This window comes from Stenotrophomonas sp. GD03819 (assembly GCF_029841665.1).
GTDB classification, from domain to species: Bacteria; Pseudomonadota; Gammaproteobacteria; order Xanthomonadales; family Xanthomonadaceae; genus Stenotrophomonas; species Stenotrophomonas geniculata.
This window is the reverse complement of the sequence record NZ_JAOCEW010000010.1, coordinates 90,629-102,444: the sequence shown is the minus strand read 5'-3', so window position 1 is coordinate 102,444 and position 11,816 is coordinate 90,629. Positions and strand designations below refer to the sequence as shown.

Below are 11,816 nucleotides of genomic sequence, written 5' to 3'. Positions count from 1 at the left end.
CAGGGCTTGCGAAGCACGCTGCAGGGCTGCATGACAACGGTGCCAATCCATGGCAGACACCGCATGCCATGCCGGAAGTCACGGCACCTGCACGACAAAAGCGTAAACTTATCGTTATGCGCCCCCTCGCCCCCGCCCGTCTCCTGCTCAGTTGCCTGGTGCTGCTGATGGCGTTGCAGGCGCAGGCGCGGCCGCAGGCACCGGCCACAACGGCCAGCGAAAGCGAGCCCCGCCAACTGACCGTGGCCGCGCTGGAGCTACCCAGCCGCGATGATGCGCAATGGAAGTTGCGCCGCGAACAGGTCGCACAGTTGCTGACCGACCTGCAACCGGACGTGATCTCGGTGCAGCAGGTGCTGCAGCAGCAGGGCCGCAACCCGGCCTGCTGGCTCGCCACCCGGCTGCGCTACAGCTGCGACTTCGTTACTGCCGATCCGCCCAGCCAGCCGTTGCGGCATGGCAACGCGATGCTGACCCGGCTGCCGGTCAGCGAGGATGGCGTGACCCTGCTGCACCCACCCGGCACCTTCAGCGCCGCCGGCATGATGCGGCTGAAGCTGGGCGAGGCACTGGTCAACATCTATGTGGCACGGCTGCGCCCGGACCCGGACGAGGCCACCGCCCGCCAGCATCAGACCAGCGACCTGATGACCTGGATCGGCGCCACCGCCGAGGGCATGCCCAGCCTGATCGCCGGCGATTTCTCGGCAACCACCGTCGAGCTCGTGCGCAGCACCCCGGGGTTCCAGCCCGCCCGGCGCAATCCCGGCGGTCGCGTCGAGGCGCCTGCGGCCAGTGGCGGCGGCAGCAGCGGTCATGGCCTGGATGTGCTGTTCCAGGTCAAGCACTTCGGCGGCATCCGCCAGCAGCCGATCCTGCTGCCGGCCGACGGCGACCTGCCCGGCCTGCGCCTGGGCGTGATGGCCACCCTGCGCCTGCAGGGTGATACCGCCGCTACCGAATGACTCCTGCAACAAAAAAGGCCGGGTTTTCCCCGGCCTTCTCCGTTCATCCCATCACCGCGATCAGGCGATCGCTTCCTGGTAACGGCGCTCGACCTCGTTCCAGTCGATGACGTTGAAGAACGCGCCGATATATTCCGGACGGCGGTTCTGGTACTTCAGGTAGTACGCGTGTTCCCACACGTCCAGGCCGAGGATGGGGGTGTTGCCTTCCATCAGCGGGCTGTCCTGGTTACCGGTGCTCTCGACCACGACCTTCTTGTCCGGGGTCACGCTCAGCCAGGCCCAGCCGCTGCCGAAACGGGTCAGCGCAGCCTTGGTGAAGGCGTCCTTGAACTTGTCGAAGCCGCCCAGGTCCTTGTCGATGGCCTTGGCCACGTCGCCCACCGGGTTGCCGCCAGCATTCGGAGCCATCACGGTCCAGAACAGCGAGTGGTTGGCATGGCCGCCACCGTTGTTGCGCACCGGACCCTGCAGGTTCTCCGGCAGCGACTTGAGCTTCTTCACCAGTTCTTCGACCGGCAGGTCAGCGTACTCGGTGCCTTCCAGCGCCGCGTTGACGTTGTTGATGTAGGTCTGGTGATGCTTGGTGTGATGGATTTCCATCGTCGCCGCATCGATGTGCGGTTCCAGCGCGTCGTAGGCGTAGGACAGCTTGGGCAGGGTATAGGCCATGATGCATCTCCTGATTGCGAGGGCACCCGACGGTGTCGGGCGTTGCGCGGTGAATGATGGGGACAGACCGCAAGATTACCAAGGGGGATGTAAAGGAAATTGCGTCCTGCCAGTGAGCACGACGGCAATTGTTACGCAGCAGTGACGCGATGCCATCCTCATGCACCGTGCAGCGCACAGGCGCTACAGTGCCTGCACCGCCCTCGCCCGCTCCTTGCCCATGCGCAACCCCCGGCTGCTGATCACCGCCATCGCCCTGCTGCTGCTCGGCCTGGTCGTCAACCATTTCATGCAGCGCCCGCCGGCGCCGCAGTTCGCGCCGGACCTGCAGGGTGCGCCTGCCGCGCGCGCGCCGGCCACCGCCTCGCCCGGCAAGAACAGCGGACTTCCCGCGTTCCTGCCCGCTGAAGCCCGGCAGACCATCGCCCTGATCCAGCGTGGCGGCCCGTTCCCGCACCGCCAGGACGGCAGCACGTTCGGCAACCGCGAGCAGCAGCTGCCGCAACGCCCGCGCGGCTACTACCGCGAATACACCGTCGATACCCCCGGCGCCCGCACCCGTGGCACGCGCCGCATCGTCACCGGCGGCGATCCGCCGGAGGCGTGGTACTACACCGACGACCACTACGAATCGTTCCGCAGCTTCACCGTACCGGCCCAGGGAGCGCAGTGATGAGCCACGATGATTTCGGCCTCGGCCTGCATGACATCAACAATGCTGGCGTCTACGCCATCGACAGCGACGACATCGGCGCACTTGCCGCAGCGATGCGCGATGCCGGGCTGAAGGTGATCCGCATCGATCTGGAAGGCGTGGGCGACAAGCGCACCCTGCTCGCCCGGCTGGCCGCGCAACTGGATTTCCCGACCGGCTTCGGCGGCAACTGGGATGCGCTGTCGGACAACCTGCGCGACCTGCAGTGGCTGCCAGCCAACGGTTACGCGCTGTTCCTGGCCGACGTGGACACGTTGCGCGCCTCCACGCAGAAGGACTTTGACACCCTGCTGGACGTGATGGACGAAGCCAGCCGCGACTGGGTCGGCCGCGACGTGCCGTTCTGGGTGTTCCTCTCGCAGAGCGCGTAAGGTCAGTGCCCTGGTAGAGGCCGACCTTGGTCGGCGCTTCTGTGCCAACCAAGGTTGGCACCTACCCAAGCGCGAGCCGGCCACTGTGTGGCGCGCCCGCCTTGCCTAGCGGCTCCCGTTGTCTTCCTGCAGTTCCTTCTTGAACGGGATGTCCGGCGGCGGTCGCGCCACGGCCGGCTGGTCCTGCATGTTCGGATTGGTCAGGCCGCAGCCACCACCGGCCTGCAGGATCGAGATCACGCAGGAGATCCTCGTACTGGTACCCGGCAATGGAATCTCCATTGCCTTGACTCCCTTGCGCACCCACTCGGCCAGCAGCGATTCCTGCGGGACCCAGTACTTGTCGAACGAAGTGGGCGTGTAGTCGTAAGGCGGTCGCTTCAACCAGGTGCCCGATTGCGCGATGCGTTCCTTGCTCCAGCCATCGTTGGCACCCCCGGGCGCACCGCGCTCGGCACGACCCTCGCCTTCCTGGCCCGGCACACGCACGCTGCCATCGGCATTGAACAGGCCACTGCCCTTGCCGGTGGCGCTGGCCTGGCGGGCGCCCTTGTCGGCGCCGTCATGGTTGCGGCTCGATGCACCCCAGTCATCACCCTTGGCGGGGGTGGCCCAGTTGCCCGGATTGGGGGCCGGGCGCGCTCCTGCCTGAGCCGGGGTCGTGCTGGATGCAGCAGGCCGCGCAGTGCTGCTGCTCGCCTGCGTCGCGCTGCCATTGGCTGCCGGCGCGGGTGTTGCCGCGGGTGCATTCCCACTGGAAGACGAAGGGGCTGCGGCCGGTGCCGAGGCTACTTCGCGCTCGCGCACCTGTACGTCACGACCCGCCGGCGCACGCACCGCCGGATCACGACCGGCAACGGTTGCCATCCGCACCTGCGGATCGACCACCGCCTGCACTTCACGCTCGCGCACCTGCACGTCGCGCTGCGGTACCCGCACCTGCACATCGGCCGTGCGCAGCGGCTGCGACACCGCCGGTGCATCGACCGTACTGACTTCGCGCTCCTGCACCTGGATGTCACGCAGCTGCGGCGTCCGCACCGCGATTTCCGGCGCACGCAGTGCGGTTGGGGTTGGCGGCGCCTGCACCGGCTGCACGCTGCGCTCGCGCACTGCGGGCGTGGTGTCACGCGGCACGATGCTGACCTCCGTGCGCGGCACGCTCACCGGTGGCACCACGAAATCCGTACTAGCCTGCGCTACTTCGGTGGCCTGCACCGGCGAGGGTGGCGGGGCCGCAAGCGGGGCCGGCTCGGCTTCGGCCGGCGGCGACGGCACGCTGGCTGTCGGTGCTGGAGCCGGCGCGGGTGCAGGCGCCGACGCGGCCGCAGGACGTGGCTCAGGTGCCGTCGCTGCCCCTGCCTCCTGGCCGGCGGCAACCTGACCCGCCGGTGCAGCCGCAGCCGCTTCGGCACCCGGCTGATCGCCACCACCTTCCTGGCTGGCGCGACCGACGAATTCCACCTGCACACGCTCGCCTTCGGCGCCCTCTGCTTCCGGTGCCGTGGTGCGGATCACCGCAACCCACAGCAGCAGCATGAAAAACAGCAGGTGCAGCAGCGCGCTGGCAAACGCCGAGGTCCAGCGCATCCAGCGCTGATCGCGCGGCGCAGCGTCCCAGTCCTGCCAGAACAGCCGTCGCAGCGACTGCCACGGTGACAGCCGGGGCGATTGACCCGGCGGCCCAGGCAGCGGGCGCGGCAGCAATACCGCAATCACTTCGCGGGCGTGGAACGGCCGCGGCAGCGGGCCCAGCGAGCGCAGCCACAGCGCCCAGCCATAGGGCAGGCGCGTAGACTTCTCGAGGACGGCGCGTGGCTGCTGGCGGGCCAGCAGCAGTTCGATGAGTTGCTCGGCCCGGGTCAGAGGCACGCGTCAGCGGTCAGGCGACGTTGCCGCGCGGGATGTACGGCGCGTGGCCGCTGTCGTGGTCGGTCGCATCGCGCACGGCGGTCACGCCCGGCACGCGGCCCATCAGAGTCTTCTCGATACCCTGCTTGAGCGTCACGTCGGCCATGCCACAGCCCTGGCAGCCACCACCGAAGCGCAGCAGCACCACGCCGTCGGCCGAAACTTCCTGCACGGCCACCTTGCCGCCGTGCGAGGCCAGCTGCGGATTGACTTCGTTCTCCACCACCCAGTGCACGCGCTCGACCAGCGACGCGGCATCGCCGGGGGCCTCGCCCTTGATGCGCGGTGCCTTGATGGTCAGCTGCTGGGTACCGGCGGTGCCGGCGACGATGTCGATCTCGGCGCCGTCGAGCCAGCCGACGCTGCTCGCATCGACGTAGAGGGTGAAGCCATCGCAGTCCACCGCCCACTCGTCACCGAGCAGGTCGGTCGGTTCGGCGAATTCCAGCCGGGCATCGGCGCGCGGGGTACCGGGGTCGACCGCGCTCAGGCGCACGCCCATGCCGGGCACGCCCTCGCGTTCGATCAGCTTGCGGAAATGGGTCTGAGCAGTGTCGGAGATCTGGATCATCAGGCTATTCTAGCCAAGTAAGCGTCAGCCGCTCATTCGGTTTATACACCGTCCGGCGCATTGTTCAGTCAACACGAGGTGGAGATTCCCATGGCCGACCTGATTCCACTGGCCCAGGCCCGTTGCGTGCCGCGCAAAGGCAGCGACCACAAGCTTGGCGAGGCCCGCCTGGCCGAACTGCTGCCGCAGGTTCCCGGCTGGGAGCTGAGCGAGGGCGGGCAGGCCCTGACGCGCACCTTCCGCTTCAAGGATTACTACGCCACCATGGCCTTCGTGAACGCGCTGGCCTGGATCGCCCATCACGAGGACCACCATCCGGACCTGGGCGTGCACTACGACCGCGCGGTCGTGCGCTTCTCCACCCACGATGTGGGCGGCCTGAGCGAGAACGACTTCATCTGCGCGGCAAAGACTTCGGCCCTGACGGAGCAACTGCCATGAACGTACGTTTGCTGAGCCTGTCCCTGATCGCTGCGACCGGCCTGGCCGGCTGTGGCCCGTCCGAACCACCGGCACCACCACCGCCGCCGCCGACCGAGGTGGCCGCGGTGAAGACGCCGCCGCCGCAGTACCCGCTTGAGCTGGCCTGCATGGGCGTGGGCGGCACCAGCACCTTCAAGGTGACCATCGGCGCCGACGGCAAGCCGAGCGAGGTCGCGCTGTTGACCGGGGCCGGCAACCCGCAACTGGACGAACTGGCCAGGACCGCCGTGCAGGGCTGGCAGTTCAAGGCCGCCACCCGCAACGGTGCTGCAGTGCCGGCCACCATCCAGGTACCGGTCAGCTTCAACCCGCCGCAGCCGAAGCCGGACCAGTGCTTCGCCATCGAAGAACGCCTGCGCCGCGGCGGCTGATCGCCCGCGCCCCGACGAGGCCAGCCGACGCCCGCCTCGCCCTCGCCGCCCCGGCCTTGCCCGGGGCGGTTGTCTATTGACCAGGACCGCGTCGGTACATGCTGCAGATTCCTCCCGAAAACATCTGGATCGCACTGGCGGTCACTCTTGCGGCCGGCCTCGCCACCGCCATCGGCAGCCTGCTGGTGCTGTTCTCACGGCGCCCCAACCCGCGCCTGCTGGCATTCGGCCTGGCCTTCGCCGGCGGCGCGATGGTCTATGTGTCGCTGTCGGAGATCCTCAACAAGTCCATTGCTTCGTTCGCGCTGGCCTATGGCGAACGTACCGGTTTCACCTACGGCACCCTGGCCTTCCTGCTGGGCGTGATCGTGATCGTGCTGATCGACCACTTCATTCCCAATCCGCACGACAGCCTGGACAAGCAAGACCCCGCGTTCCGCGAGAACAGCCGCGAGTACCTGAAGCGGGTCGCACTACTGACGTCGGTCGCGATCACCGCGCACAATTTCCCGGAAGGGCTGGCAACCTTCTTTGCCACACTGGAAAGCCCATCGGTGGGCATGCCACTGGCCTTCGCCATCGCCATCCACAACATTCCCGAGGGCATCGCGATCGCGGTGCCGGTGTACTTCGCCACCCAGAACAAGTTCTATGCGTTCAGTGCCAGCCTGCTGTCCGGCCTGGCCGAACCGGTGGGCGCGGCGCTGGGCTACTGGCTGCTGTCAGGATCGTTGTCGCACGCCACGTTTGGCTGGGTGTTCGGACTGATCGCCGGCGTGATGGTGTTCCTTGCGCTGGATGAGCTGCTCCCGGCGGCCAAGCGCTATGCCAAGGGCCACGAAACCGTGTATGGCCTGGTGGCCGGCATGGGCACCCTGGCGATCAGCCTGGTGTTGTTCAAGTGGTGAGGGACTCCCGGCTCGCCCTGTAGAGTCGAGCCACGCTCGACTGCTCTCCGGTCGGCTCGCGCGGAACGCCAGTCGAGCATGGCCCGACTCTACAAGGGTTCCTTACTTCAGGCGGTCCAGCGCCTCGGCCAGCTCATCGGCCAGCGGCGCATTGAGCACATACGGGGTCTTGCCGTCGTCCAGCGCGAACTCCAGCGAAGCCGCGTGCAGGAACAGGCGTTTCAGGCCGATCTGCTCACGAAGCCGCTTGTTGACCGCCGGATCGCCGTATTTGTCGTCACCGGCCACTGGATGCCCCAGATGCTGGGCATGCACGCGGATCTGGTGGGTGCGGCCGGTCTCGATACGCACCTCGCAGTATGAATGGCCGCCACGACGTTCCAGTACCCGGAAGTGGCTGATCGATTCCTTGCCGATCGCATTGACCTGCACATGGCGCTCGCCGCCCTGGCGCAGGCCCACATGCAACGGCGCGTCAACCGTCATCACGCCGTCGGGCATGCGTCCGGCCAACAGCGTCAGGTAGCGCTTGCGGATGCCGGCACCGTGGTCTTCACGCAGCAGCGCCTGCAGTTCGCTCAGCGCCGACCGCTTCTTGGCCACGATCAACAGGCCCGAGGTGTCGCGATCCAGCCGGTGGACCAGCTCCAGGGTCTGCCCCGGGCGCAGCGCGCGCAGGGTCTCGATGGCGCCGAAGCTGATGCCGCTGCCACCGTGGCTGGCCACGCCGGTGGGCTTGTTCAGGGCCAGCAGGCGGGCGTCCTCGAAGACAATGGCCTGCTCCAGGCGGCGCATGAACGCCTCCGGCGGGCCGGCCCTGTCTCCCTCCTCACTGAGACGGACCGGCGGCACACGCACCTCGTCACCCGCCTCCAGCTTGCGTTCGACCTTGGCACGGCCGCCATTCACCCGTACCTGGCCGCTGCGCACCAGCTTGTAGACCAGGCTGCGCGGGGCGCCCTTCAGCTGGCCAAGCAGGAAGTTGTCCAGGCGCTGGCCGGCGCGGTCGGCGGGAACGGTGATCATGCGCACGGAAGGCTTGTCGCCAGCGGGTTTGGTCGGGTCTTGGGCGGTCATCAGGCTGTTTATTCTGTTACACTCGGGGGGCGAGATAAGGGATTGATTTCGTTGGAAGTTACTCAGGGCCAGAAGCCCAGCTTCCGACGAATCCGGCACAGTGCGCGACCACCGCCCGCGGGGCGGCCATGTTAGCGGCTCACCGGCCTTCCCGGCCATCGCCGGATGCCTGACACGCAACCGTGCTGAACATGTCCCGCGTGGCGCTCCAGCCTGGCTGACAGCTGCCTGCGGCCTGTAACACCCCAAAACCCATAAGAGTGAAGCGCTCCCGCGGCCTGCCGTGGTGTCGTAGCGCTGGAAACCCAAGCCGCCCTCCCCGCGCTTGCGCGAATGGGCGGCGAACCGTGTCCAGAGGCGAAACCCCATGGCGTTCCGCGCGGTAGCCGCTTGCGAGGAACGCAACAATGAAGCGAATGCTGATCAACGCCACGCAGGCTGAAGAGCTGCGTGTTGCCATCGTGGATGGCCAGTCGTTGTATGACATCGACATCGAACAGCCGTCGAAGGAACAGAAGAAGTCCAACATCTACAAGGGCCGGATCTTCCGCATCGAGCCCTCGCTGGAAGCGGCCTTCGTCGAGTACGGTGGTGGCCGCCATGGCTTCCTGCCGCTGAAGGAAATCTCCCGCGACTACTTCCAGGCCGGTGTCGACCACAACAAGGCCGGCATCCGCGAACTGCTGAAGGAAGGCCAGGAGATCGTCGTCCAGGTCGACAAGGAAGAGCGTGGCAACAAGGGCGCTGCCCTGACCACGTTCATCTCGCTGGCCGGCCGCTACATGGTGCTGATGCCGAACTCGCCCAGCGCCGGCGGCGTGTCCCGTCGCATCGAAGGCGAAGACCGTGCCGCCCTGAAGGACGCCCTGGACAAGCTGAACATCCCCGACGACATGGGCGTGATCATCCGTACCGCCGGCGTCGGCCGCGATGCGGAAGAGCTGCAGTGGGATCTGGACTACCTGCTCAACGTCTGGCGTGCCATCGCCGAAGCCGCGCTGAGCAAGCCGGCCCCGTTCCTGATCTACCAGGAATCGCGCCTGATCGTGCGCGCCCTGCGTGACTACCTGCGCGCCGACATCGGCGAGATCCTGGTGGACACCGAGGAGATGTACGAGCACGCCCGCGAGTTCATGCAGCAGGTGATGCCGCAGACCCTGCGCAAGCTCAAGCATTACAAGGACGACATCCCGCTGTTCAACCGCTTCCAGATCGAATCGCAGATCGAAGGCGCCTACGAGCGCAACGTGCGCCTGCCGTCGGGCGGCTCGATCGTGGTCGACCAGACCGAAGCGTTGACCGCCGTCGACGTGAACTCCTCGCGCGCCACCAAGGGCAGCGACATCGAGGACACCGCGTTCCAGACCAACCTGGAAGCGGCCGAAGAAGTGGCCCGCCAGCTGCGCCTGCGTGACCTGGGCGGCCTGGTGGTGATCGACTTCATCGACATGGCCTCCAACAAGCACCAGCGCGAAGTCGAGAACCGCCTCGCCAACGCGCTGAAGTACGACCGCGCGCGCGTTCAGGTCGGCCGCATCTCGCGCTTCGGCCTGCTGGAAATGAGCCGCCAGCGCCTGCGCCCGAGCCTGGGCGAGTCCAGCCAGATCGTCTGCCCGCGTTGCGACGGCCACGGCCGCATGCGCAGCGTCGAGTCGCTGTCGCTGTCGATCATCCGCGTCGCCGAAGAACATGCGATGAAGGAAAACACCGGGCAGGTGCTGGTCCAGGCCCCGGTGGAGATCGCCAACTACCTGTTGAACGAAAAGCGCAGCGCCCTGCGCGAGATCGAGCAGCGCCACGAGGCGCCGATCGTGATCGTCGCCGACGAGCAACTGCACACCCCGCACTACACCGTCACCCGCCTGCGCGAGAACGAGCTGGGTGAAGAGAGCAACAAGCCCAGCTACCAGCGCGGCACCCCGCGCAAGTTGCCGGTGCACGCGCTGACCAAGGGCCAGCTGAACATCCCGCCGCCGGCGGTGACCCAGGTCAAGCACACCTCCCCCGCCCCGGTGCGCGAGGAAGTGGAGCCGGCCAAGGCAGCCCCGGCCCCGGTCGCGGTCGCACCGACGGCCCCGGCCCCCAGCGGCGGCGTGATCGGCTGGCTCAAGCGCGTGTTTGGTGGCGAGCCGGCCCCGGCGCCGGCGCCGGCCGCTCCGGCGGCGCGTCAGTCGCAGGACGGTGGCCGCAAGGACCGCAACAAGGATCGCAACAAGGACCGCAAGGACCGTCGCGACGACAATCGTGGCAACGGCAACGCGCAGCAGCAGAAGGACGGCGGCAACCGCAAGGACCGCGGTGAGCAGCGCAAGGATGGCCGCAACGGCAACAACGGCAATGCCCAGCCGCAGCCGCAGCAGGGCAAGCAGAAGGAGCCGCAGCAGAAGGATGGCCAGCAGCAGCCGCAGCAGCAGAACAAGCCGCGCAACGAGCAGCAGGGCCAGAACCAGAACCAGCAGCAGCCGAAGCTGAAGCAGCCCAAGCAGCCGCGTCCGCAGCAGCAGGACGGTGACAAGCCGGCCGAGAAGCCGCAGCGCGGTGCCGCCGATGCACCGGTCGACGCCGTGACCGCGGCAGCAGCCGTGGCCGCCACGGCCGCCGCCGCCAATGGGGTGACCGCACAGGAAGCCACTGCACCGGTCGCCCCGGTGGCCGCCGCTCCGGTGGACGCCGCAGTAGCGGTCGAGACCGGTGCCAACGAGGCCGAGGTGGTTGCGGTTGCCGGTGACGAGGCCGCAACCGACGCCAATGGCGAGCAGGCAGGCGAAGGCGCGACCCGCCGTCGCCGTGGCCGTCGTGGTGGCCGTCGTCGTCGTCGCGGTGGCGCCGAGAACGCCGCCGGCAGCGACGCTCTGGGTGATGACCAGGACGAGGGTGATGACAGTGATGACGCCGACGGCGCCGAGCCGAACGTCGACAGTACTGCCGGCACTGCGCCGGTCGCTGTTGCGCAGCCGGCCCGTTCGCAGCCGGAGTTCGACTTCGATGACGAAGTCGAGCCGGTCGTTGCCGACGCCTCGAAGCCGGTCCGTGCTGCCGCCGCCGTTGCCGCCGCACCGGTTGCCGTGGTGAGCAGCGCCGTGGTCGAAGCCGCCGCCCCGGTCGTGGCTGAAGTGCAGGCCCCGGTCGAAGCTGCTGCGAAGACCGAAGCGGTGTCCTCGCCGGTGCAGACCAGCATGCTCGATGCCATCGACGCCGCGACCCCGGCCCAGCCGGTAGCCGCTGCCGCGCCGGTGATCGAAGTCATTGCGCCGGTGACCGAAGCACAGCCGGTCGCGGTTGAAGCAGCCCCGGTGGCTGAAGCCGCTCCGGTGATCGAAGCGAAGCCGGCGGCGGTCGAAGCTGCGCCGGTGGTTGAAGCCAAGCCGGAGATCGTCGAAGCCACTCCGGTGGTTGAAGCCAATCCGGAGGCCGTTGAGGCTGCGTCGGTGGTTGAAGCCAAGCCGGTCGTTGAGCCCGTCGTGGCCGCCGAACAGCCGGTCGTTCCGGTGGCGGTGGAAGCCGCGCCGATCGAAGCCGCTGCCCCGGTCGCCGAAGCGGTGGTGACGCCGTTGATCGACCCGGTCGCCGATGGCCATGCCGACGCTGCAGCCCAGGCTGCAGAAGCCAAGGCCGACGAAGAAGACGAAGAGACTGCCAAGCGCACGCCGCCGGCGAACTGATCGCTCTTTGATCGCATGAAAACGAAACGGCGGGGATCAATGATCCCCGCCGTTTTTGTTTGTGCCTCCGGCGCGTGCAGCGCTCTGGAAAAGGCCGACCTTGGTCGGCG

The 11,816-nt window shown here is 67.7% G+C and carries 11 protein-coding genes; 7 read left to right on the top strand and 4 right to left on the bottom strand.

The window, feature by feature from the left end:
* Window positions 1-116: 116 nt before the first annotated feature.
* On the top strand, window positions 117-965 hold the full coding sequence (locus N5D45_RS08130; protein WP_197656626.1) for an endonuclease/exonuclease/phosphatase family protein: 849 nt from the start codon (window positions 117-119) through the stop codon (window positions 963-965).
* Window positions 966-1,025: 60 nt separating this feature from the next.
* On the opposite strand, the gene N5D45_RS08125 is transcribed toward N5D45_RS08130, so the two are convergent.
* Window positions 1,026-1,637 carry a superoxide dismutase gene (locus N5D45_RS08125; RefSeq protein ID WP_005410310.1) on the bottom strand — a complete coding sequence of 204 codons (612 nt, stop codon included), beginning with the start codon at window positions 1,635-1,637 and terminating at the stop codon, window positions 1,026-1,028.
* Between the two features lie 220 nt (window positions 1,638-1,857).
* On the opposite strand from N5D45_RS08125, the gene N5D45_RS08120 reads away from it, so the two are divergent.
* Together N5D45_RS08120 and N5D45_RS08115 are read left to right on the top strand one after the other, a co-directional pair.
* Complete coding sequence (locus tag N5D45_RS08120) at window positions 1,858-2,310, top strand: ribonuclease domain-containing protein (protein ID WP_029380094.1); 453 nt, start codon at window positions 1,858-1,860, stop codon at window positions 2,308-2,310.
* Window positions 2,310-2,723, top strand: a complete 414-nt coding sequence (locus tag N5D45_RS08115) for a barstar family protein (RefSeq protein WP_010486750.1) — start codon at window positions 2,310-2,312, stop codon at window positions 2,721-2,723. The genes N5D45_RS08120 and N5D45_RS08115 overlap by 1 nt, the downstream gene beginning before the upstream one ends.
* Before the next feature lie 105 nt (window positions 2,724-2,828).
* Here N5D45_RS08115 and N5D45_RS08110 read toward each other — a convergent pair whose 3' ends face one another.
* Window positions 2,829-4,595 (bottom strand): hypothetical protein, encoded by a 1,767-nt coding sequence (locus N5D45_RS08110; RefSeq protein ID WP_057503452.1) that lies wholly within the window; start codon window positions 4,593-4,595, stop codon window positions 2,829-2,831.
* Between the two features lie 10 nt (window positions 4,596-4,605).
* Window positions 4,606-5,205 (bottom strand): NfuA family Fe-S biogenesis protein, encoded by a 600-nt coding sequence (locus N5D45_RS08105; RefSeq protein WP_010486746.1) that lies wholly within the window; start codon window positions 5,203-5,205, stop codon window positions 4,606-4,608.
* A gap of 90 nt (window positions 5,206-5,295) precedes the next feature.
* On the opposite strand from N5D45_RS08105, the gene N5D45_RS08100 reads away from it, so the two are divergent.
* The 3 genes from N5D45_RS08100 to zupT all read left to right on the top strand — a co-directional run bounded on the left by N5D45_RS08100 (window position 5,296) and on the right by zupT (window position 6,967).
* The gene (locus N5D45_RS08100) at window positions 5,296-5,646 is read left to right on the top strand and encodes a 4a-hydroxytetrahydrobiopterin dehydratase (RefSeq protein ID WP_005417612.1); all 351 of its coding nucleotides are present in this window, start codon (window positions 5,296-5,298) and stop codon (window positions 5,644-5,646) included.
* Entirely contained in the window at window positions 5,643-6,059 is a 417-nt protein-coding gene (locus N5D45_RS08095) for an energy transducer TonB (RefSeq protein WP_010486743.1), read from the top strand. Before N5D45_RS08100 ends, N5D45_RS08095 begins: the two co-directional genes overlap by 4 nt.
* Window positions 6,060-6,157: 98 nt before the next feature.
* The gene (zupT, locus tag N5D45_RS08090; RefSeq protein WP_010486740.1) at window positions 6,158-6,967 is read left to right on the top strand and encodes a zinc transporter ZupT; all 810 of its coding nucleotides are present in this window, start codon (window positions 6,158-6,160) and stop codon (window positions 6,965-6,967) included.
* 102 nt (window positions 6,968-7,069) lie between these two features.
* Here the strand turns inward: zupT and N5D45_RS08085 are convergent, their stop codons facing one another.
* Window positions 7,070-8,044: an RluA family pseudouridine synthase gene (locus N5D45_RS08085; protein ID WP_279938726.1), complete on the bottom strand. Its 975-nt coding sequence runs from the start codon at window positions 8,042-8,044 to the stop codon at window positions 7,070-7,072.
* Window positions 8,045-8,451: 407 nt separating this feature from the next.
* Between N5D45_RS08085 and rne the strand changes: the two genes are divergently transcribed.
* Entirely contained in the window at window positions 8,452-11,706 is a 3,255-nt protein-coding gene (gene rne / locus N5D45_RS08080; RefSeq protein WP_057503454.1) for a ribonuclease E, read from the top strand.
* The last annotated feature ends 110 nt before the right edge of the window (window positions 11,707-11,816 follow it).

Coding starts and splice junctions, on each gene's coding strand:
- rne (WP_057503454.1), top strand. CDS start 8,452: ATGAAGCGAATGCTGATCAACGCCACGCAGGCTGAAGAGCTGCGTGTT.
- N5D45_RS08105 (WP_010486746.1), bottom strand. CDS start 5,205: ATGATCCAGATCTCCGACACTGCTCAGACCCATTTCCGCAAGCTGATC.
- zupT (WP_010486740.1), top strand. CDS start 6,158: ATGCTGCAGATTCCTCCCGAAAACATCTGGATCGCACTGGCGGTCACT.
- N5D45_RS08100 (WP_005417612.1), top strand. CDS start 5,296: ATGGCCGACCTGATTCCACTGGCCCAGGCCCGTTGCGTGCCGCGCAAA.
- N5D45_RS08120 (WP_029380094.1), top strand. CDS start 1,858: ATGCGCAACCCCCGGCTGCTGATCACCGCCATCGCCCTGCTGCTGCTC.
- N5D45_RS08095 (WP_010486743.1), top strand. CDS start 5,643: ATGAACGTACGTTTGCTGAGCCTGTCCCTGATCGCTGCGACCGGCCTG.
- N5D45_RS08085 (WP_279938726.1), bottom strand. CDS start 8,044: ATGACCGCCCAAGACCCGACCAAACCCGCTGGCGACAAGCCTTCCGTG.
- N5D45_RS08125 (WP_005410310.1), bottom strand. CDS start 1,637: ATGGCCTATACCCTGCCCAAGCTGTCCTACGCCTACGACGCGCTGGAA.
- N5D45_RS08115 (WP_010486750.1), top strand. CDS start 2,310: ATGAGCCACGATGATTTCGGCCTCGGCCTGCATGACATCAACAATGCT.
- N5D45_RS08130 (WP_197656626.1), top strand. CDS start 117: ATGCGCCCCCTCGCCCCCGCCCGTCTCCTGCTCAGTTGCCTGGTGCTG.